The organism is Peptoniphilus harei (genome assembly GCF_016726485.1).
Lineage (GTDB): Bacteria > Bacillota > Clostridia > Tissierellales > Peptoniphilaceae > Peptoniphilus_A > Peptoniphilus_A harei.
On record NZ_CP068103.1, the window covers coordinates 1,778,360 to 1,799,450 of the forward strand.

At 31.7% G+C, this 21,091-nt stretch carries 19 protein-coding genes; 14 read left to right on the plus strand and 5 right to left on the minus strand.

Annotated elements, in window-relative coordinates; translation table 11 throughout:
- The first annotated feature begins 1 nt into the window (after position 1).
- The 3 genes from I6I93_RS08430 (at position 2) to ppsA (ending at position 3,614) form a co-directional block, all read left to right on the plus strand.
- Positions 2–685 carry a metallophosphoesterase gene (locus I6I93_RS08430; RefSeq protein WP_070701100.1) on the plus strand — a complete coding sequence of 228 codons (684 nt, stop codon included), beginning with the start codon at positions 2–4 and terminating at the stop codon, positions 683–685.
- Complete coding sequence (locus tag I6I93_RS08435) at positions 685–1,062, plus strand: CYTH domain-containing protein (protein WP_236587179.1); 378 nt, start codon at positions 685–687, stop codon at positions 1,060–1,062. Before I6I93_RS08430 ends, I6I93_RS08435 begins: the two co-directional genes overlap by 1 nt.
- 209 nt (positions 1,063–1,271) lie before the next feature.
- Positions 1,272–3,614, plus strand: a complete 2,343-nt coding sequence (gene ppsA, locus I6I93_RS08440) for a phosphoenolpyruvate synthase (protein ID WP_112890176.1) — start codon at positions 1,272–1,274, stop codon at positions 3,612–3,614.
- Between the two features lie 68 nt (positions 3,615–3,682).
- On the opposite strand, the gene I6I93_RS08445 is transcribed toward ppsA, so the two are convergent.
- The 3 genes from I6I93_RS08445 to I6I93_RS08455 are packed head-to-tail and all read right to left on the minus strand — an operon-like array spanning position 3,683 to position 5,112.
- Positions 3,683–3,994, minus strand: a complete 312-nt coding sequence (locus I6I93_RS08445; protein ID WP_112890177.1) for a CC/Se motif family (seleno)protein — start codon at positions 3,992–3,994, stop codon at positions 3,683–3,685.
- Positions 3,987–4,274, minus strand: a complete 288-nt coding sequence (locus I6I93_RS08450) for a cupin domain-containing protein (RefSeq protein ID WP_112890178.1) — start codon at positions 4,272–4,274, stop codon at positions 3,987–3,989. The genes I6I93_RS08445 and I6I93_RS08450 overlap by 8 nt, the downstream gene beginning before the upstream one ends.
- A gap of 25 nt (positions 4,275–4,299) precedes the next feature.
- On the minus strand, positions 4,300–5,112 hold the full coding sequence (locus I6I93_RS08455) for a precorrin-2 dehydrogenase/sirohydrochlorin ferrochelatase family protein (RefSeq protein ID WP_112890179.1): 813 nt from the start codon (positions 5,110–5,112) through the stop codon (positions 4,300–4,302).
- Positions 5,113–5,323: 211 nt separating this feature from the next.
- Here I6I93_RS08455 and I6I93_RS08460 point away from each other — a divergent pair, with 211 nt between their 5' ends.
- The 8 genes from I6I93_RS08460 to gatB all read left to right on the plus strand — a co-directional run bounded on the left by I6I93_RS08460 (position 5,324) and on the right by gatB (position 16,705).
- Entirely contained in the window at positions 5,324–7,366 is a 2,043-nt protein-coding gene (locus I6I93_RS08460; protein ID WP_112890180.1) for an S-layer homology domain-containing protein, read from the plus strand.
- A gap of 108 nt (positions 7,367–7,474) precedes the next feature.
- Positions 7,475–8,557 carry an S-layer homology domain-containing protein gene (locus I6I93_RS08465; protein ID WP_112890181.1) on the plus strand — a complete coding sequence of 361 codons (1,083 nt, stop codon included), beginning with the start codon at positions 7,475–7,477 and terminating at the stop codon, positions 8,555–8,557.
- A 46-nt stretch (positions 8,558–8,603) separates the two neighbouring features.
- The gene (locus tag I6I93_RS08470) at positions 8,604–9,284 is read left to right on the plus strand and encodes a tRNA threonylcarbamoyladenosine dehydratase (RefSeq protein WP_112890182.1); all 681 of its coding nucleotides are present in this window, start codon (positions 8,604–8,606) and stop codon (positions 9,282–9,284) included.
- A 46-nt stretch (positions 9,285–9,330) separates the two neighbouring features.
- Complete coding sequence (locus I6I93_RS08475; protein WP_112890183.1) at positions 9,331–11,535, plus strand: ATP-dependent helicase; 2,205 nt, start codon at positions 9,331–9,333, stop codon at positions 11,533–11,535.
- A gap of 10 nt (positions 11,536–11,545) precedes the next feature.
- A complete protein-coding gene (ligA, locus tag I6I93_RS08480; RefSeq protein WP_112890184.1) occupies positions 11,546–13,543 on the plus strand; it encodes an NAD-dependent DNA ligase LigA in 1,998 nt (665 codons plus the stop codon).
- Complete coding sequence (gatC, locus tag I6I93_RS08485; RefSeq protein ID WP_070701122.1) at positions 13,536–13,817, plus strand: Asp-tRNA(Asn)/Glu-tRNA(Gln) amidotransferase subunit GatC; 282 nt, start codon at positions 13,536–13,538, stop codon at positions 13,815–13,817. Before ligA ends, gatC begins: the two co-directional genes overlap by 8 nt.
- 9 nt (positions 13,818–13,826) lie before the next feature.
- Positions 13,827–15,278 (plus strand): Asp-tRNA(Asn)/Glu-tRNA(Gln) amidotransferase subunit GatA, encoded by a 1,452-nt coding sequence (gatA, locus tag I6I93_RS08490; protein WP_112890185.1) that lies wholly within the window; start codon positions 13,827–13,829, stop codon positions 15,276–15,278.
- Entirely contained in the window at positions 15,275–16,705 is a 1,431-nt protein-coding gene (gene gatB, locus I6I93_RS08495) for an Asp-tRNA(Asn)/Glu-tRNA(Gln) amidotransferase subunit GatB (protein WP_112890186.1), read from the plus strand. Before gatA ends, gatB begins: the two co-directional genes overlap by 4 nt.
- 68 nt (positions 16,706–16,773) lie before the next feature.
- Here gatB and I6I93_RS08500 read toward each other — a convergent pair whose 3' ends face one another.
- Both I6I93_RS08500 and I6I93_RS08505 read right to left on the minus strand, forming a co-directional pair.
- Positions 16,774–17,253, minus strand: coding sequence for a threonine/serine exporter family protein (locus tag I6I93_RS08500; RefSeq protein WP_112890187.1), 480 nt, complete (start codon positions 17,251–17,253; stop codon positions 16,774–16,776).
- On the minus strand, positions 17,250–18,029 hold the full coding sequence (locus I6I93_RS08505; protein ID WP_112890188.1) for a threonine/serine exporter family protein: 780 nt from the start codon (positions 18,027–18,029) through the stop codon (positions 17,250–17,252). Before I6I93_RS08505 ends, I6I93_RS08500 begins: the two co-directional genes overlap by 4 nt.
- 107 nt (positions 18,030–18,136) lie before the next feature.
- Between I6I93_RS08505 and der the strand changes: the two genes are divergently transcribed.
- From der to I6I93_RS08520, 3 genes are read left to right on the plus strand one after another with little or no spacing between them, the layout of a single operon-like run.
- Complete coding sequence (gene der, locus I6I93_RS08510) at positions 18,137–19,477, plus strand: ribosome biogenesis GTPase Der (protein ID WP_112890189.1); 1,341 nt, start codon at positions 18,137–18,139, stop codon at positions 19,475–19,477.
- Positions 19,474–20,064: a glycerol-3-phosphate 1-O-acyltransferase PlsY gene (gene plsY / locus I6I93_RS08515; RefSeq protein WP_112890190.1), complete on the plus strand. Its 591-nt coding sequence runs from the start codon at positions 19,474–19,476 to the stop codon at positions 20,062–20,064. Before der ends, plsY begins: the two co-directional genes overlap by 4 nt.
- On the plus strand, positions 20,061–21,068 hold the full coding sequence (locus I6I93_RS08520) for an NAD(P)H-dependent glycerol-3-phosphate dehydrogenase (protein ID WP_112890191.1): 1,008 nt from the start codon (positions 20,061–20,063) through the stop codon (positions 21,066–21,068). The genes plsY and I6I93_RS08520 overlap by 4 nt, the downstream gene beginning before the upstream one ends.
- Positions 21,069–21,091: the final 23 nt, after the last annotated feature.

Genomic DNA, 21,091 nt, shown 5'->3' on the forward strand with positions numbered 1-21,091 from the left:
TATGATATTCGCAATTGGAGATCTTCACTTCGACTACACAAAAGAAAAACCCATGAATATTTTTGGAGATAATTGGGAAAATCATGAAGAAAAAATAATTGAAAATTGGAAGAAGATGGTCAAAGATGATGACTTAGTCTTATTGCCAGGTGATATTTCTTGGGCACTTAAACTCGATACTGCAAGTTTAGACCTTAAAAGAATTGATGAGCTTCCTGGTATCAAGATAATTTCCAAAGGGAACCACGACTATTGGTGGTCTTCTTTAAACAAGATGAATAATCTTGGTTATAAGACTATCCATTTCATCCACAACAACTCTTTTGAATACAAGAATTATTCTATTTGTGGAACAAGAGGATGGGCTGCTAGAGATTCTTTTGAGTTTTCAGAAAATGATGAAAAAATTTATCTTAGAGAAGTCCAGAGATTAAAAAACTCTTTGGATTCCTGCGTAAATAAAAAAATAATTGCCATGATTCATTATCCTCCTTTTAATCAAGATTTAAGTCTCAATGAATTCTCACAGATGCTAGCTGATTATAAGGTGGAAAAATGTGTTTATGGTCACCTTCATGGAAAGGGTCACAAGTTCTCCTACGAAGGAGAAATGGAAGGCGTTGACTATAATTTTGTTGCAAGTGATTATTTAGATTTTAATTTAAAAATAATTGAGGAGGACTAATGGAAAGAGAGATTGAAGTAAAGCTTCTTGATATTAATGTAGAAGAATTTGAAGAAAAGATTAAAAAAGTAGGTGGTAAATTTGTAAAAGAAGAGGACCAAACTAATATTACAATTAATTCCACCGCTCATAAAATTTATAAAAAGAAGGGCTATCTGAGAATTAGAGTTGCTAAAACTTCAGATGGCGAGAAAAAATATTTTACCTTTAAGGAAAATATTTCTGACTTCAAAGTTAGGGATAATATAGAACACACAACAGAAATCACAAGTGTGGATGATTTAATAAATATTTTGAAGTGCCTGGGATATGACATTTATCACACAGGTTATAAAAATAGAAAAAATATTCCTATAAAAAATTTGTCATTGATATAGATACTTGGGATAAAGAAACTTATCCAAAGCCCTATGTTGAGATAGAAGCTCCTAGTATGGAGGATATTTATCACTTAGTAGATAAATTAGAAATACCTAGAGAAAATGTATCAACTATGTCCATTGATGAACTTAGAAAATCTTAAAAAAAATAGTGTGACATATATAATAAATGTGTTATAATATTTTTGAAATAACAAGGAGGAATTATGTCTAAGTATAATTATATTAAATGGTTTAATGAAATTGGTAAAGATGATGTAGGACTTGTTGGAGGAAAGGGAGCTAACCTTGGCGAATTAACTAGCTTTGGTCTACCAGTGCCTCCAGGATTTTGTGTAACAGCAGAAGCATACACTAAGTTTATTAAATATGCAGAACTTGATGAAGTTGTTAAACTTTTAATGGAAGCTGTTGACGTTGAGAATGTTGACGATCTTACAAATGCATCAAAGGAAATCCAAAATAAAATTAAGGAAAAAGACTTTGATCCAGAACTTGAAGAAGAAATCTTAAGAGCTTACAGAGAATTTTCTGAAGACATTGGAGTAAAAAATCCAGAAGTTGCAGTTAGATCATCTGCTACTGCAGAAGACCTTCCAGATGCATCCTTTGCAGGACAACAAGATACTTACTTACACATTAGTGGTGAAGAAGAACTACTTAACCACATTAGAGATTGTTTTGCATCACTTTGGACTTCTAGAGCAATCTATTACAGAGAAAAACAAAATTATGATCACTTCGACGTAGCTCTTTCTGTTGTAATTCAAAAAATGGTTAACTCTGAAAAATCAGGAGTTATGTTTACAGCAAACCCTATTAATAACTCTAAAGATGAAATGATGATTAACGCATCTTACGGACTTGGTGAAGCTGTTGTATCTGGTATTGTTACTCCAGATGAATATATAATTGACAAAAAAACTAAAAAAGCTATTGAAAAAAGTATTTCTGAAAAAGAATACATGGTTATAAAAAATGAAAATGGTGTTGGAACTAGAACTGTAAATGTAAAAGATGTTCTAGGAGAAGATGCTATAAAGGCAGAAGCTCTTTCACCAGAAGAACTTGACACTCTTATTGAAAGAGGACTTAAGGTAGAAAAACTTTATGGTTCAGTGCAAGATACTGAATGGGGCTTTGATACAGACACAAAAGAATTTTACTTCTTACAATCAAGACCAATTACAACTCTTGCAGAAGAAAAAGAAGAAAAATTAGTAACTCTTTGTAAGGGTCTACCAGCTTCTCCAGGAATTGGAAGAGGTAAGGTAAAACTTATTAAAGATATTTCTGAAATTAACCTTGTTGAAGAGGGAGACGTTCTTGTAACTGCTATGACAAACCCTGACATGGTACCTGCTATGAGAAAGTGTGCTGGTGTTGTAACTGACGAAGGTGGAAGAACTTGTCACGCAGCTATAGTATCAAGAGAATTACAAATCCCATGTATAGTTGGAGCTAAAAATGCTACAAAATCTCTAAAGACTGGAGATACTGTTACAGTAGACGCAGTAAGAGGAATTGTTTATGAAGGCGAAGTTTTAAAAGAAAAAGAAGAAAAGAAAACTGAAACTCAATCTTCTGGAACTAGCCTTGGAAATATTGATGAACTTAGAAATATGTTTGCACCAACAACTGCTACTAAGATTTATATGAATCTTGGCGAACCAGAACTAATTGAAAAATATAAGAACTTACCAATGGATGGTATTGGTCTTATGAGAACAGAATTTATCTTCACTAATATGATTGGTGCTCACCCAATGTATCTTGTTAAAACTGGTCAAGGAGACCTTATGGTAGATAAACTCGCTGAAGGTATTTCAAAGGTTGCTCAAGCAATTTATCCAAAGAACCTTGTTGTTAGAACAAGTGACTTTAGAACAAATGAATTCAGAGGTCTAAAGGGTGGAGATGAAGTAGAACCAATTGAAGCTAACCCAATGATTGGTTGGAGAGGTGTTTCAAGATATATTTCTCCTGAATATGAAAAGGGCTTTAGACTAGAATGTCAAGCAATCAAAAAAGTTAGAGAAGAATATGGACTTACTAACGTAATAGTGATGCTTCCATTTGTTAGAACGCCAGAAGAACTTAAGGTTGTTAAGGGAATAATGGCTGAAGAAGGCCTAGTTCAATCTAAAAACTTTAAGATTTGGATTATGGCAGAAGTTCCAGCAGTTGTTCTTCAAGCAGAAGAATTTGCAGAACTAGTTGATGGATTCTCAATTGGATCTAACGACTTGACTCAACTTGTTATGGGAGCTGATAGGGACTCAGGAATCCTTAATAACATGGGATACTTTGACGAAAGAAACGATGCAGTTAAAATTGCCCTTAAGACAATAATCGATGCAGCAAACAAGAAGGGAATCACTTGTTCAATTTGTGGTCAAGGCCCAAGCCAATACCCAGAACTTGCAGAGTTCCTTGTTGAATGTGGAATTACATCTATGTCAGTTAACCCAGACACAGTTGATTACACAAGAAGACTTGTTGCAAGTGTTGAACAAAAAATAATTCTTAAAAAACTTAGACAAATGTAAATAAAATATTTCTTATAAAAGAAAACCTCATGATTTAATTTCATGAGGTTTTTTTGCATTAATGCTTATTAAATTAGTCTTTTATAGTCCAAAAAATTTGCTACAAGATCCTTAGTAAAGGGAAACTTAACAATATCTATATTACAAATATCATCAACGAAAATAAGCTCTTTATCAATAAATACTTCAATATTATTTTCTTTTAAAATAGAATAATTTATATTGCGTCTCTTAGAAGGACCTATATATACATCAGAAGAGGGTAGTCCACTGCCACAACAAGATTTACTTGTAATTTTATCGATAGTAATTATTCTTTCTTTTTTTTCTTTAAGATAAGCCAAGGCTTCCTTTGATATATTAATTTTCAAATCACTCATTCTTTTTTATTAGAGTAACAAAAAATTCGCTATCCTTAATAGCTTCAATAGAAATAAAATTTTCACCATCGAACTTTAGAACTTTACCTGGTTCAAAATCTCTATCTTCTTCATCATTTAAAAGCACTTTTATTTCACCTTTAACAATAGTTACTAAAACAGTAAAACCAGGATGATTGTGATTTTCTATAATTTCTCCAGAAGCTAAAACTTTTTTTACAAGAGTAAATTCCTTTTCTTTAAAAACTTTACCAGGCATACTTCCAACATAACCAATCATATTATACTTCCTTTCTTAATAATTATTACTTATTGAACTTATCTAAATCATGAAAAGAATCTAAATTTAATTTAGTCTTATTAAGATCCTTGTCTCTAGATATATTTTTTGCATCATCTAGATTTTTTTTAATGATTTGATCATCTTCCATAGTAGATTCTTTTTCTGTCGTGATTTTTTCACCATTTTCTATAGAATTAATAAGATTTTCAGAAGATTTTAAATCTTCAATCTTGTAATCAGGCATTTCTTCTAAGAAAGTTGAAAGATTAATTGTTTCACTTTCATAAAGTCTTCTAATTATTTCATCAATATTTTGTGAATTTTTACGAACTAATTCTGATCTAATTTCATTCAGAATATTAATTTTTTCTAAACTATATTTTTCAGTAAAACTTTCTAAATCTTCAAAAATTATATCAGTAACAGTCGGGTTAATCCTAGAACTATTTAAGGAGAAGGTCAACGGTCCCCTTTCAATAGATTTATTAATAGAGATTAAAGACTTAGAAAGAATATCAAATCTTTGATATATCATTTTTCTTGAGAGAGCTCTTTTTTCCAAGGCTTCATTTATTTCAAAGTCTTCAGTAGCTATTAAAACATAGTCGTAACCCATGAACATAAAGTCCTTATCAACTTGGTGTTCCTTTAATTTGATTTTTTCATTGGAATTTTCGGCAATATTTACAATATTTTTTATGAAAGAATCTCCAATCATATAAATTTCTGCTTCAGAATCAATAACAGATTTTAGAGCAGAGTAAGCGAGATAACCTCCTCCTAAAATTAGGATTTTTTTGTCAAGAGTATCAAGACTCACTGGCAAGTAACGCATGGTATCACTCCTTTAAAATTTTTTTACATTATTGTATGTATCACTTAAATTAATTATACCAAATAATGCTTTAAATTATTCATTGAATAGTCTATTTATAACTTTTGAATGATGATTTAATAAATTTTTAATAAAAAGAGAACTTTATAAAAGTTAAAATGTGTTATAATATTAAAAAGATGTAATTAAAGAAATAAATGGAGGTTTTATTATGAAATCCAATAATTTAAAAAGAGCAGCTGCTCTTGGACTTGCTGCTTTAATGCTAGCACCAAGTGCAACTTTTGCTAAAGAGTTCAAGGATGTAAAGAAGAAAAATAATAAATACTCTTGGGCTTACGATGCGATCGATATATTAAGTGATAAAAATGTAATTAGTGGACACCCTGATGGTGAATTTAAACCAGGAGAATCAGTTTCACTTGAAGAACTTTTACAACTTATAAAACAAGTGTTAAGACCAAGTGATGAAGAGATTAAAAATGCCACAACAAAATATTCTAAGATGGCTAAAGATAATGGAGTAAATAAATGGGCAGAAGAAGCTGTATGCCTTGCTCTTGACAGAGGTTATCTTGACGAAAACTCTTTAAAGAAAGCAAATGAAAGAGGTTTCTTTAAGATTAGCCAAAGAGAATACCCAAGCAGGGGAGATATTGCAATCTTCTTTGCAAGAGCTTTACAATTAAGTCCAAATGGAAACACAAATCTTTTAAAACATAACGACAAGGACAAATTAAGCGACACTCTTAAGGGTTACTTATCTTCTCTTGTAGAAGCAAAGATTTTTACTGCAACAGGTTCTGATGGAAACTTTGAAGGTGACAGACCAATTACTCGTGCTGAAACTGCGATAATAACAAAAGCATCTTTTGACTATGCAGAAAAAAATAAAATTGAAGCAAAAACAGAAAAGATGAAGGGTACAGTTGTGCTTTCATCTAAACTAAATAAAGTAAATGTAGTTATCATTGAAAACAAGGGCACTAAGTACTCCTTTGACCTCGATAACAACACAAAATACAAGCTAAAAGATAAAGATATCAAACTTGAAGACATAAAAGCTGGTCAAGAAGTTGAAATAGAGTATACTAAGGCAAAAACTGGTGAAAGAGAAGGTACAGCAAAAACTATTACAGTTACAAATGCAATGCTTGACATGGTTGGTTATGTAAATTCTAAGGGAAATAATCAAATAACACTTAGATATAGAGACAACTCAGATTCACTTAACTTTAGAACAACTTCAAAAATTTCAACATCTGATACAAAGACTTTTGATTTAGACAAAAATGTTAAAATCAAAGCTTATGGCAAAGATTTAAAACTTGAAGATATCGCTGTAGATGACTTAGTTGAATTTAAGACTAATGCCGATAATAAGATAACTGAAATCACAGTTTTCCCTAAGGAAGCTTATGTAAAAGGTCAAATAGTTTCTATGGAAAACACTAACAAGGATAAAGCATCAATTAAATTAAAATTAAGCGATGGAAAAACATATGAGTTCTATATTACAAATGAAACAAATAGATTAAATGATGTATCTTTAAACGATAATGTTACTTTCTATGTTAAGTATAAAGTTCTAATTGGAAAATCTGACAATCAAAATAATGGATTAGCAATGGGAAGAGTAAGAAATGTTTCGTTATATGAAACTACTTTTGATTATTATAGAAAATCATCTGACCCTTATATTGAATTGGAACTTAACAGTGGTGGATATAAAACTTATTCATTAGTAAAAGATCCAATAATTAGAGAAGGCGGTATTAGAGTCAACTCTGTAACAGAAGATTTCTTAAGAGGTAAGACTGTTAACTTAAAACTTAACGACAATGGAAAAGTTGAAGAAATTAACATTGTAAATAAAGATTTACAGTTTAATACAATGTTCCAAGTTCTAAGAGCTAATAAAACATCAAATCAATTTAACACTTATGCTGTTACTTTAAAAGTTATTCAATCAGATAACAATAGGATTAAACCAGGTGAAACAATTAACCTTTCATTGGAGGGTAATGTTCTTTTAAACGATGTATTTCTAGCTAATGGATATCTTGACGAAAGATCTAATATACAACAACTAAATATAGAGGAAGTTGTAGGAAACACAGGTTACTATGAGTTAGATCAAGTCAATAGTATACGAGAAAGAAGAAATTTCTATACATTCAAGCAATTAGAAAGAAACTCTTCTAGAAATACTGATAGTTCATCTAGAAATAGTGATGTTTTCACTTACAAGTAAATTTTGAATTAGAAGGAGCCTTTTGAGGCTTCTTTTTTTGTTGAATTTTATACTTAATTATTTTTTAAATTTCTTGCTTTATGCTATAATTTATGACGGAGTGATAATATGAAAAAGAAAATTATAGCTATAAATTTAGTCCTTTGTGTATTATTAGCACCAGGAAATATTTTCGCTAAATCTTTTACAGATGTAAAAAATAGTGGAAAGACGGAATGGGCATATAAATATGTTGAAGAACTATCTAACCAAAATATTATAAATGGATATGAAGATGGAAGCTTTAGGCCGAATAATCCTGTGAGTTTCTTAGAAACCATGCAAATTTTAAAAACTCTTCTAAATCCTAGTGAAGAAGACATGAATTTAGCAAGAGAAACTTATATGGAAACTGTAAATGCAAATGGTGTAATTGACTGGGCGAGAGATGCAATTTGTTTTAACTTATACCATGGCACTATTACAGAAAAAACTTTAACAAGTGCTCGTGAAAGAGGATTTTTAGAAAACAAAGTTTACCCTAACAGGAATACAATTGCTGTTTATTTTGCTAGGGCTTTAAACGTTGATAAGTCTTCTGATACAAGTAACTTAAAGTATAAGGACATGAAGAAAATTCATCCTCTTACACTTGAATATCTTCCAAGTCTTGTTAATTCTAATATTTTTACAAGTACAGGATCTGAAGGTAAATTTAATGGTAGTTTTGCCATTAGAAGAAGTGAAATTGCAGTATTAACTTCAAAATCTCTTGAATATGTTAACAATAATATGGATAAAATAACAAAAGAAAAAGATGTTAAGGCTGAAGATTTATTAGTCAATCATGAAGAAATCAACTTAGATAATAAGATTGATAAAGAGAACAATTCTTCTAACAATGACCTTTATGATAACAGTGAATCTATCCTAGTAAACCATGAATCTAATAATGAATCTAAAGATAGTGATCTTGATTTAGGAATGGCAGAAGCCAATACTCCTATTAATTTTAAAGGTCAAGTTATTGAAATCATAGACAGTAAAAATGTTAGCTTTATCAGAATAAAAATTACTGAATCTGATTCAGGAAGCTTTGGTCCTGGTCAAGTTGTAACTGTAAACACTTTTAGAAAACATAATATAAATGACATTGTCGAGGGTAGTGGAATTCTTGGCGAAAATAGTCTAACAAACATAAAATTAAAATAATATTAAAGGGCTGTTCATATGACGGCCCTTTCAAATTGGAGGAAAAGTGGAATTTTTAAGTAGAACTGAAAGAATGATTCCCAAAGAGGATCTTGATAAATTAAAAAATAAATCTATTTTAGTATTTGGGCTTGGCGGAGTTGGCGGAGCTTGTGTCGAATCTCTAGTAAGAGCTGGAATTGGAAAAGTTGGCCTTGTCGATGGAGATGAGTATGAAATTACAAATGTAAATAGACAGATTTTTGCAACAGTGAAGACTCTTGGCATGAGAAAGGTCGATGCATGTGAAGAAAGGCTTCTTGATATTAATCCAGACTTAAAGATAAAAAAATATGATTTATTTATTAACGATGAAAATATTAATGAAATAGATTTTGAAAATTATGACTATATAGTTGATGCCATTGACACTATTACTTCTAAACTCTTAATTATTAAGGAAGCTTACGACAAAAATATAAAAATAATTTCTGCTATGGGCGCGGGGAATAGACTTGACCCAACTAAGTTTCAAGTGATGAATATTGAAAAGACTCAAAATGATCCTGTTGCAAAAATTATGAGGAAGAAGCTAAAGGAAATGAGAATAAAAAAATTAAAAGTTGTTTGTTCTACTGAACTCCCAATTAAAACTGGTGACAGAACACCTGGATCAATCTCTTTTGTTCCTCCAGTTTGTGGAATGGTATTGGCCTCTCATGTCATTAGAGATATCCTAAAAAGTTGAAAACATGGGTAAAAAAACATATAATAATTAGCAGTAAGGAGAAGTCATGGATATAAATACACTAAATGATAAACAGAAAGAAGCTCTTTTAGCAACAGAAGGTCCTCTACTTATTTTAGCAGGAGCTGGAAGTGGCAAAACCAAAGTAGTTACTTCTAAAATTGCATATTTAATTGAAGAATTACAAGTTCCATCATGGAGGATTTTGGCTATTACCTTTACAAATAAGGCTGCCAATGAGATGAGAGAGAGAGTTGCAAATTTAATTGATGAAGACATCTCCTCAATGTGGATTGGAACTTTTCACTCAATTTGCGTTAGGATACTTAGAAAAAACATTGATAAGATAGGTTACAGCTCAAGCTTTACTATTTACGACAGGGACGACCAAATTACTGTTGTAAAAGAAGCTGTTGCTGAACTTGGACTTGATAGGGATATTTATAAACCGAGGTCTCTTGTAAATGATATTTCTAATATAAAGAGTGAAGGCCTTAGTCCTAAAGATTATATGGATTTAAATAAAAGTAACTTTTTTAAAGAAAATCTTGGGAAAGTTTATGAGATTTATGAAAAAAAACTAATAAATAATAATGCTTTAGACTTTGATGACCTTTTAATAAAAACAGTTGATATCTTAAGAGATTATGAAGAAGTTAGAGAGTTTTATATAGATAAATTCCAGTATATATTTGTGGATGAGTATCAAGATACAAATAAAATTCAATATGAGTTTATAAAATTAGTTGCGGGAAAGGATCCAAACTTAACAGTTGTTGGGGATAACGACCAATCTATTTATAAGTGGCGTGGAGCTGATATAAATAATATTTTAAATTTCCACAAAGATTTTCCTGGTGCAAAAATTGTAAAACTAGAGCAAAATTATCGATCAACTCAAAAAATTCTTGAAGTAGCTAATAAGGTAATAGAAAACAACTCATCTAGGATTGATAAAAACCTTTGGACTTCAAGGAATGAAGGTAAAGATGTTGTATATAGAGAATTTCCTCATTCAAATGAAGAAGAATATGGTGTAATAAATAAGATAATTGGACTTCACTACAAGGGTGAAGAGTTTAAAGACATGGCTATTTTATATAGAACCAACGCTCAGTCAAGAGGATTTGAAGAGGCCCTAGTCAGAGAAAGGATACCTTATAAGATTGTCGGTGGCTTAAAATTCTACGATAGAATGGAAGTCAAGGATGTTTTAGCTTACCTAAGAATTTTAAATAACACTGATGACAATGTAAGCTTAGCTAGAATTATAAATAGGCCGAAGAGAGGGATAGGAGATACAACTCTATCTGATTTGTTAGACTATGCTGATAACAATGGTCTGTCCCTTTACAATGTGGTTACTAATATTGATAAGTTTGAAGATTTAAATATTAGATCAAGAAAAAATGTAAGGGAATTTGGCAATATCTTAAAGATTTTAAAGGATAGGGCAGATAAACTTTCAATAGGTAAGCTATTTGAAGAAGTTCTCTATGAAAGTGGTTATGTAGAAGATTTAAAAAATCAAAATACAATTGAAGCTAAGACTAGGCTCGAAAATATTGAAGAACTACATTCCAATATAATGGAATATGACAGGGAAGGCGTTGAACTTGCCGAATACTTAAATACCCTATCTCTACTTTCAGATGTTGATAAAACATCTGAAGATAGTGGAGTAAATCTTATGACTATGCATGCAGCTAAAGGGCTTGAATTTTCTACGGTATTCTTAGTCGGCCTAGAGGAAGGTCTTTTCCCAAGTAGCAGGTCTATGGAAAGTGAAGAGGAAGTTGAGGAAGAAAGAAGACTTTGTTATGTAGGAGTTACAAGAGCTTGCAACAATCTATTTATCTCATCTTCTCGAACTAGGTCTATGTATGGAAAGTTGACTCCAGCAAAAAGAAGTAGATTTATCGGTGAAATGGGCGACAAGATAGAAATTATTGAAGATAAGTCTAGAGAATTACTAGAAGTTCGTGATTATAATGAAGGAAATAAGTCTTCAGTTAATAGAAAAAATAAATTCTTTGGAATGGAAAAGAAAACTGAAACAAAGAAGGCTGTTCCTAAGTCCATGGATAAAAATATCAATGTTGGAGATAAGGTAAAGCACAAATTATTTGGCAAGGGCATGGTAGTGCAAAAGAAAGAAAAAAATGGAGACTACGAAGTTGTTATTTCCTTTGACAAAAAGGGTTTAAAGAGGCTTATGCTTTCAGTTGCTCCTATTAAATTAATAGATTAGTTGGTGACCAATGAATAATAAAATAAAAGAAATGGAAGATTTAATAAAAGAAATTGATAAATTAAACTACCATTACTATACTCTTGATGATCCACTTTTATCCGATGCTGAGTACGACAAACTATATGATAGGTTAGTTAATCTTGAAAATGAAAGTGGTACAGTCTTGTCATATTCTCCCACAACAAGAGTAGGAGGAGCTGTCCTAAGTAAGTTTGAAAAGCACACTCATCTTGGAAAACTTTATTCAATGGATAAGGCCCAGGGAGATGATGCCCTTCTTGCTTGGTATAGTAGGATAGAAAAATTTGTAAATAATTATAATGAAAACAATATTAATAAATTACCAGAACCAGAATTTATAGTTGAACTTAAATTTGATGGACTTACTATTAACTTAACTTATGAGAATCAAAACCTTATAATGGCTTCAACTAGGGGGAATGGAATAGTTGGAGAAGAGATTTTGGAGCAAGTTAAGACTATCTATTCAGTTCCTTTGAGGATTTCTTATCCAGGTAAAATTGAAGTTCAAGGAGAGGGATTAATGCCCCTATCTGAACTTGAAAAGTATAACCAAGAAAATGAAGAAAAATTAAAAAACGCAAGAAATGCAGCTGCTGGAGCATTGAGAAATCTTGACCCTAAAGTTACTAAGAAAAGAAACTTAACAGCTTATTTTTATAATGTTGGTTATATTGAAGAAGATATCTTTAAATCAGATGATGAGATGAAAAAATTCTTAAAAGAAAACAATTTTAATGTCTCAAAATACAATTATAAACTCAAGAAATTTTCTGAAATAATAAAAAAGATTCAGGAAATAGGTGAAAATAGGAATAAATTAGATATCTTAATCGATGGTGTAACGATAAAAGTTAATGATATAGAAACTAGAAGAGCTTTAGGGTATACAAATAAGTTTCCTCGTTGGGCAATTGCATATAAGTTTGAGGCAGAGGAAATATCGACAACTCTACTTGATGTAGTCTGGAATGTTGGACGTACTGCAAAGGTAACACCTTCTGCTATACTTGAGCCAGTAGGTATTGGTGGCGTCACAGTACAAAGGGCTACTCTAAATAATTATGACGATATACTTAGGAAAAAAGTTAGGATTGGTTCAAGAGTTTTAATTAGAAGGTCTAACGATGTTATTCCAGAAATTCTTGGTACCCTTCCAAGTGATAATGAAACTCATGAAATAGAAAAACCTAAAACTTGTCCATATTGCGGTTCACACTTATATCAAGATGGTGTCCATATATTTTGTCCTAATACACTATCATGTGTTCCCCAACTGGTATCAAGGTTCACTCATTTTGCATCTAGAGATGCAATGGATATAGAAGGCTTTAGTGAAAAGACAATAGAAAAGTTAATGGGAACTGTAGGTTTAAAAGAGATTCCCGATGTTTACAAGCTAAGATATGAAGATATAATTAAAATAGAAGGTTTTAAAGAAAAGAGGACAAATAATCTTTTAACTGCAATTGAAAATTCAAAGAATCCTCAATTGTCAAACTTCATTTATGCTCTTGGTATACCTAATGTTGGGATAAAAACTGCCAGAGACTTAGCTGATTACTTTAAGTCCTTTGACAAATTAAGAAATTCTAAGGAAGATGAGCTTATTTCTATTGGAGATATTGGAAGTATAACGGCTAAAGAAATAGTGGAGTTTTTCCACGATGAAAGAATTGTTAACTCAGTTAATGAATTATTTGATTTGGGGATTAATCCACTTTATGAAGATGATAGTAGTGGGCCTAAGCCCCTTGATAAAAAAACTTTCGTCTTAACAGGTACTCTTGAAATTCCGAGAAAAGACCTTGAAGAAAAACTAATATCCCTTGGAGCTAAAGTGACAGGTTCTGTAAGTAAAAATACTGACTACCTTGTAGTTGGAGAAAATCCAGGCTCTAAGTATGATAAGGCGAGAGATTTAAAAATAGAAATTTTAAGTTTAGAAGAACTTGATAATTTAGTAGGAGGTTTAAATGAATAAGGAAGACATAAGGCATATAGCAAATATTGCTCAAATCGATTTTTCTGACGAAGAACTAGAAAAATTTGCACCAAATTTTGATGAAATTATTGAACTAGTAAATAAGATAAAAGAAGTTGATACTGAGGGTGTTGAAGAAGTATTCCAAGTCAATGGAACAGAAAACAATATTCGTGAAGATAAAACTGGAGAGTCTCTTTCTCAAGAAGAGGCACTAGAAAATGCCGCTACTAAAAAATACGGTTATTTTAAACTAATAAAGTTTGTAGAATAGGAGGGACTCATGACTTTTAGTAAGTTAAAGGCCTGGGAGATAGCCCAAGGATATAGAAATAGGGATTTTTCCTGTGAAGAAGTTACAAAAGAATTTTTAGAGAGCATTAAGGAAAAAAATAAAGAAATAAATGCCTACATCACAGTGACAGAAGAAGAGGCTCTAAAGAAGGCAAGAGAAGTAGATGAAAAATTCCACAACAGAGAAGAAATGTCTCAACTTGCAGGTGTTCCAATTTCAATTAAGGACAATATTTCTGTAAAAAATATAAAAATGACTTGTGGATCAAGGATGCTTGAAAATTATATCGCTCCTTATGATGCAACATTAGTTAAAAAAATTAAAGATAATGATGGTGTAATTCTAGGTAAGGTTAACTTAGATGAATTTGCCATGGGAGCATCAACAAGAACTTCCTATTTTGGAGTGACAAAAAACCCACTTGATACTACAAGAGTATCTGGTGGTTCTTCAGGTGGTTCAGCTGCATCTGTAAGTGCAAATATGGCTGCTATTTCTATTGGATCAGATACAGGAGGTTCAGTTAGACAACCGTCTAGTTTCTGTAAGACAGTGGGAATGAAACCTACTTACGGTTCTATTTCTAGGTTTGGTATGTCATCAATGGCAAACACTTTTGATCAACCAGGTGTAATTGCAAATGATGTTAGAGACCTTGCAATGATGTTTAACTTAATAGAAGGTAAAGACGAAAGAGATGCAACTTCTGTTGGAAACCCTGGCTTAAATTTTGAATTTGATTTTTCTGATGATGCAATTAAAAACTTAGAGGGCAAAAAATTTGCTATTCCAAAGATTTGTTTAGATATGGATTTAAATGAAAGAGTTGGAAGTGAATTTGAAAAGGCAATAAAAATTTTAAGAGACAATGGTGCTGAAGTTGATGAATATGATATCGACTCGTTAAACCATACAATTGAAACTTATAACATCTTAGTTAATGGTGAAATTGCGTCAAATATGGCCCGCTTTGATTCCATAAGATATGGACATAGAACAGATAAGAATTTTGAAAATATAGAAGAAATGTACCGTGCTTCAAGAAGTGAAGGTTTCGGTGATGAAGTTAAGAGAAGAATTATGATTGGTACACATATTTTATCAATGGATAATGCAGATGAGTATTATTATAAGGCTCTAAAAGTAAGAGGATTAATTAAAAGAGATATGGACAGAATGTTTAAGGATTATGACTTTATGGTATGTCCAACTTTCCCAACACTGCCTTTTAAAATTGATGACAATATGAGTCCAGTTGAAGCTTATCAAGCAGATTTATTCACTATACCAGCTAACATGGTAGGTTCTCCTTCAATTTCACTACCAATGCCAGCAGGCCTAGATGGACTTTCTGTAGGAATAGAATTTACAGGTAAAAGATTTAAGGATAAGGACCTTATTCAAGCATCATTAGCATTTGAAAGGAGTTTAAACAAATGAGATATAAAACAATTGTAGGATTGGAAATTCACGTTGAACTTTCCACTGAGACAAAAGCTTTTTGTTCATGTAAAAACTCCTTTGGGGATGAACCGAACACCAATGTGTGTCCAGTATGTTTGGCACTTCCTGGTGGAATGCCAGTTTTAAATAGAAATGTTGTTAACTATACTATTATGGCTGGAACTGCTTTTAATTGTACTATTAATAATAAATCTAAATTTGACAGGAAGAATTATTTTTATCCTGACTTAACAAAGGGTTTCCAAATCACACAAAATGATAAACCTATTTGTACTGATGGTTATCTTGAAATTGATACAGATGAAGGAAAGAAAAAAATTGGACTTTTCCAAATTCAAATGGAAGAAGATACAGCAAAAAGCCTTCATACAGAAGATAATGAAACACTTATGGACTACAATAGGTGTGGAGTACCTCTAATTGAAATAGTAAGTAAACCGGATATTTCTAGTGGTAAGGAAGCACGTGAGTTTCTTGAAAAATTAAAATCAACACTTAGGTTCTTAGATATTTCTGACTGTAAGATGGAAGAAGGATCACTAAGATGTGACGTTAACGTAAATGTAAAGGACATGGAAACAGGAGAAAAAACTGCTATTACAGAAGTTAAAAATCTTAACTCCTTTAGAGGTGTTGAAAAGGCCATTGATTTTGAAGTAGAAAGACACATTAAGCTTCTTGAAAATCATGAAGATGAAATCAAGACAACAAGAAGATGGGACGACGCGAAAAATGAAACTGTCCTAATGAGAGTTAAGTATACTGCCAATGATTATAGGTTTGCTCCAGAAGGAGACCTTCCGATAGTTCATATTACAGATGAAGAAATAAAAGAAGTAGTTGACAATATGCCAGAACTACCAGAGCAAATGGTTGAAAGGTTTGTTGAAGTTTATGGTATTACAGTTGAAGATGCACAAGTACTAACTTCTTCAAGAGAACTTGCCAAATTCTTTGAAGAACTCGCAAAAGATTTTAAAGACTATACTCTTCTATCAAATTGGATTCAAACTGAAATTTTAAGAAGAGTTGAAATCTCAGATAATGAAGAATTTAAACTACCATTTGAAAACAAAGAATTTATTGAGCTTCTAAATTCTATAAAAAGTGAAAAAATTAGTAATAATGCAGGTAAAAAAGTTTTAAGAGAAATGTTTGAAACTGGAGATGGAGCAAAGGAAATAATTGAAAGACTAGGTCTTGTACAAATGTCAGATTATTCTGCTATAGAAAAAATTGTAGATGAAGTCCTAGATGAAAATGAACAATCGATTATTGACTTTAAAGAAGGTAAGGATAGGGCTCTTGGATTCTTAGTTGGACAAGTTATGAAGAAATCAAGAGGAAAAGCTAATCCAAAAATTGCAAATGAAATGTTAGTTAAAAAGTTAAATGAAAGATAAAAAAGACTTTTTAGATAAATATAAAAAATTAGACCCTAGGTTAATAGCCTAGGGTCTTTTAATATAATTTACTCATGACTTAAATTATTATTTACTCTATTATTTTTATAATTTCTAAATAATTCTCTAATTATTCTCACAATACCCTGAGACAAGACAATTCCAAGCGCGAGGGCAGAGGTTGTTAAAGTAGTCTTTATAACCTGTTCTCTCATAACTACATAGTTTGATTCTATGAAATAATACATAATGTAGTACATGCCGGCTCCTGGTACTAAGGGTACAAGGCAAGGAAGGGTAAATACTGTTGCAGGTTTTTTAAAGTAAACTGCAAAAGATTCGGAACAAACTCCTATTAAAAAAGAAGATAATAAATAGGAAACCATGTAATTATTGCTAAAATCAAATAAAAGTTCATAAACCACCCAAATAAACCCTGATAGGGCTGAGGTTATTATTCTAACTCTCTTCGGGAGCTTAAAATAAATTGTAAAGCCATATGTTGCAAGTGTTGATAAGAAGAATTGTACAATACTTTTTTTTATCATAATATATACCTCATTATCTTAAGACCAACACCAACTCCAAAAGCAATTGCAAGAGCGATAAAGAAGGCCTTTATCATTGTTATTGCGCCTGTAATAAATTCTCCACTCATAATATCCCTAACAGAGTTTGTTATAGCAACACCTGGCACTAAAAGCATTATAACACCAATGATTATCATATCTATATTTGAGCCAAGTCCAAAGTGTACGCATATAATTGCAAGTATTGATGTTACAAAGGCACAAATAATATTGTTTATAAAGAAAGAAAGTTTTAAATAAGATAGTTTATCTAAAACTATTGGAATAAGTATCCCGATAAAGAAGCTGGCAGCAAAGTCTTTAACATCTCCTCCAAATAAAACTGAGAAAAAAGACGCAGCAATGCCACCACCTAAATAAATTTTTTTAGGATTTTCTTCTGTCCCATCAATTTCGAAGAGTCTATCATAGGCTTCCTTTATAGACAAATCACGAGAAACAAATTCCCTTGAGAAAGAATTCACTCTGTCAATTTTATATAAATTTGTATCGGAAATTGTTATTTTTCTAAAGTTACTAAGTGTTTCCCCTTCGAACTCCATAGAAATAAAAATTGCGGAGGGAAGGGCGTAGGCTGATACATTAGAAATGTTTGACACTGACTTACAAATTCTTTCAATTGTATCTTCGGCCCTATAAGATTCGGCGCCGTTTTGAATTAAAAGAGCTCCAGTATACAGTGACAAGTTCATTAAATCCTTAGCGTCCTTTATATTATTTAAAACCTTAGCCATTTCATCACCAAGCTAATTATACTATGGAGTTTTTTTATTCTCAATGAAATTAGTAAATTGAATAAAATATTCTCCTTTGATATAATAATTAAGATAGGGGTGATTATATGGAAATGCCCATAATTTCAATAATTGGCAGACCAAATGTAGGCAAATCTACACTATTTAATAAGATAGTTGGAAGGAAGGTATCAATAACTGAAGATACTCCAGGTGTTACTAGAGATAGAATTTATCAGCCTGCAACTTGGCTTAACTATAAATTTTTGCTAGTTGATACAGGAGGACTTGACCTCAAAGATGAAGATGTGTTTATGTCAAATATTAAAGCACAAATTGATATAGCTTTAGAAACATCTGACGTTGTAATCTTTGTTGTTGACGGTGCTGAGGGAGTTAATCCTACAGATAGAGAAATCTCTAATTTTTTAAGGAAGACAAAAACCAAAGTTGTATTAGCAGTAAATAAGTACGATTCAAAAATAACAAAAGAAAATATATATGATTTTTATGAATTAGGTCTAGGTGATCCAATTGGAATAAGTGCTGAACAAGGTACAGGAGTCGGAGATCTTTTAGACGAAGCATGTAATGGATTAGCTCCACTTGATGAGCTTGAAGAAGATGATAACATAAGGGTTACATTAATTGGAAAACCAAATGTTGGTAAATCATCTTTATTAAATTATTTAACAGGAGAAAACAGGTCTATAGTAACAGATATTCCAGGGACAACAAGAGATTCTATAGACTCTCTTATAAAATATAAGGATAATGAATATATATTTGTTGATACAGCTGGACTTAGGAAGAAAAAGAAAATTGCTCCAGGTGTAGAGAGATACTCAGTAATAAGAACATTAACAGCCATCGAAAGGTCTAATGTATGTGTACTTATGATTGATGCTCTTGAAGGCGTAACTGAACAAGATTCGAAAATTGTTGGATATGCACATGATAATAATAAGGCAATCATAATCGCTGTAAACAAGTGGGATGCCCTTGAAAAAGAAACAAAGACAATGAGAAATTTTGAGAAAAAAATTAGAGAAGAATTACCTTTTGTCCTATACGCTCCCATAGTTTTCATTTCCGCAAAGACTGGACAAAGAGTTGACGAGTTTTTAGATATGATTGAACTTGTAAATAACAATTACAATCACAGAATCCAAACTGGTGTGTTAAACGATATTTTAAATAAGGCAGTTTTAATGAATCAACCACCTTCCGACAAGGGTAAGAGAGGAAAGCTGTATTATGGATCTCAAGTTAGTGTTAGACCACCAAAGTTTTTATTATCAGTTAATGACAAGGAGCTTTTCCACTTCTCATACCTTAGATATATTGAAAACCAAATTAGAGATACTTATTCTTTTGATGGCACACCAATAATTTTAGAACTTAAGAATAGGACAAACTCAAGATCAGATAAGGGACCTAGAAGATGAATTATATCCTAACTTTATTAATTTCTTATTTTGTAGGAACCATTTCAGGTTCTTATATAATTGGCAATTTATTTCTTAATAAAGATATAAGAAAGTACGGATCAGGAAATGCTGGCACAACAAATGCCATGAGAGTCTTAGGGAAAAAAGCAGGGGTCCTAACTTTTTTAATAGATTTTTTAAAGGGAGCCTTGGTTACTCTAATAATAAGAAGAATTTTTGGAGATGAATTTGTTCCTTTAGCTATTTTAGGAGCAGTAATAGGTCATGATTTTCCTTTTTATATGAAGTTTAAGGGAGGTAAAGGTGTTGCGACAACTTTAGGAGCCTTGGCCCTATTTAACTTTCCATTAACCCTAATCTGTTATGTTGTTTGGGTTTTGGGAACTGTTTTAACAAAAATGGTTTCAGTTGGTTCAATATTATTTTTCGTCTCAATTATTATTGTCTACTCTTTTATGTCAAACCTTGCGATGTCTAATATTTTAATTATAGACATTATTGCATTAATAGGAATTATTAGACATAAGGACAATATTAAAAGAATAATTGCAGGAAATGAGAATAAAATAGGAGGAAGGAAATGAAGATAACTCTTTGTGGTGGCGGAAGCTGGGGTACTGCAATAGCAAGATTACTAGCAAATAAAGGTCATGACTTAAACTTCTATATTAGGAACAAGGAAGTAATTGAAGACATTAGAAAAAATAGAGAAAATACAAAATATCTTCCTGGAGCAAAATTTGAAAGGGATATTAATTTAACCAATGATTTGGAAAGTGTTCTAAGTGACATAGATGTCTTTGTAATTGCTGTGCCAACATCAAGTATAAGAGATATTCTAAAACAAATTGAAGGTAAGATTTCGAAGGAAACTATAATTGTTAACCTTTCAAAGGGAATAGAAGTAGAGACTTTAGATAGAATTTCAGAAATCTCATCCGAAATATTAAAAGACAATCCCTTTGTGGCATTATCAGGGCCTTCCCATGCAGAAGAAGTTGGAAAGGATATACCAACAACAGTCGTTGCATCTTCTGAGAATCTTGAAGTAGCTCAGATTATTCAACATGAGTTTTCTACTCCAATTTTTAGAATTTATACAAATCCTGATCTTGTAGGTGTAGAAATGGGTGGTGCGCTAAAAAATATTATTGCTTTGGCGGCTGGTATGAATGATGGACTAGGTTATGGAGATAACTCTAAGGCAGCATTAATGACTCGTGGCATATATGAAATGAATAAGCTTGGTATCTCATTAGGAGCAAACCCACATACTATTAACGGTTTATCAGGAATTGGTGATTTAATAGTTACCTGCACTAGTATGCACTCAAGAAATAGAAGAGCAGGCATCTTAATTGGACAAGGCAAGTCTATGGAAGAAGCATGTAAAGAAGTTGGTCAAGTCGTTGAGGGTGTGAAAACTGTTAAGTCAGCATATAAACTTGCTTCAGTTAAAAATATAGAAATGCCAATAACAGATGCTCTTTATAGGGTTCTTTACGAGGGATACGATCCTAACAAGGCAGTTTATGAGCTTATGACTAGAAAAAACAAGGATGAAATAGAGCAAATCTTCTTTGAATAATATCTTATCATAAGAGTTTATGT

Bases quoted from the DNA above. Each gene is read 5' to 3' on its own strand.
- I6I93_RS08430 (WP_070701100.1), top strand. From the start codon at position 2: ATGATATTCGCAATTGGAGATCTTCACTTCGACTACACAAAAGAAAAA.
- I6I93_RS08435 (WP_236587179.1), top strand. From the start codon at position 685: ATGGAAAGAGAGATTGAAGTAAAGCTTCTTGATATTAATGTAGAAGAA.
- ppsA (WP_112890176.1), top strand. From the start codon at position 1,272: ATGTCTAAGTATAATTATATTAAATGGTTTAATGAAATTGGTAAAGAT.
- I6I93_RS08445 (WP_112890177.1), bottom strand. From the start codon at position 3,994: ATGAGTGATTTGAAAATTAATATATCAAAGGAAGCCTTGGCTTATCTT.
- I6I93_RS08450 (WP_112890178.1), bottom strand. From the start codon at position 4,274: ATGATTGGTTATGTTGGAAGTATGCCTGGTAAAGTTTTTAAAGAAAAG.
- I6I93_RS08455 (WP_112890179.1), bottom strand. From the start codon at position 5,112: ATGCGTTACTTGCCAGTGAGTCTTGATACTCTTGACAAAAAAATCCTA.
- I6I93_RS08460 (WP_112890180.1), top strand. From the start codon at position 5,324: ATGAAATCCAATAATTTAAAAAGAGCAGCTGCTCTTGGACTTGCTGCT.
- I6I93_RS08465 (WP_112890181.1), top strand. From the start codon at position 7,475: ATGAAAAAGAAAATTATAGCTATAAATTTAGTCCTTTGTGTATTATTA.
- I6I93_RS08475 (WP_112890183.1), top strand. From the start codon at position 9,331: ATGGATATAAATACACTAAATGATAAACAGAAAGAAGCTCTTTTAGCA.
- ligA (WP_112890184.1), top strand. From the start codon at position 11,546: ATGAATAATAAAATAAAAGAAATGGAAGATTTAATAAAAGAAATTGAT.
- gatC (WP_070701122.1), top strand. From the start codon at position 13,536: ATGAATAAGGAAGACATAAGGCATATAGCAAATATTGCTCAAATCGAT.
- gatA (WP_112890185.1), top strand. From the start codon at position 13,827: ATGACTTTTAGTAAGTTAAAGGCCTGGGAGATAGCCCAAGGATATAGA.
- gatB (WP_112890186.1), top strand. From the start codon at position 15,275: ATGAGATATAAAACAATTGTAGGATTGGAAATTCACGTTGAACTTTCC.
- I6I93_RS08500 (WP_112890187.1), bottom strand. From the start codon at position 17,253: ATGATAAAAAAAAGTATTGTACAATTCTTCTTATCAACACTTGCAACA.
- I6I93_RS08505 (WP_112890188.1), bottom strand. From the start codon at position 18,029: ATGGCTAAGGTTTTAAATAATATAAAGGACGCTAAGGATTTAATGAAC.
- der (WP_112890189.1), top strand. From the start codon at position 18,137: ATGGAAATGCCCATAATTTCAATAATTGGCAGACCAAATGTAGGCAAA.
- plsY (WP_112890190.1), top strand. From the start codon at position 19,474: ATGAATTATATCCTAACTTTATTAATTTCTTATTTTGTAGGAACCATT.
- I6I93_RS08520 (WP_112890191.1), top strand. From the start codon at position 20,061: ATGAAGATAACTCTTTGTGGTGGCGGAAGCTGGGGTACTGCAATAGCA.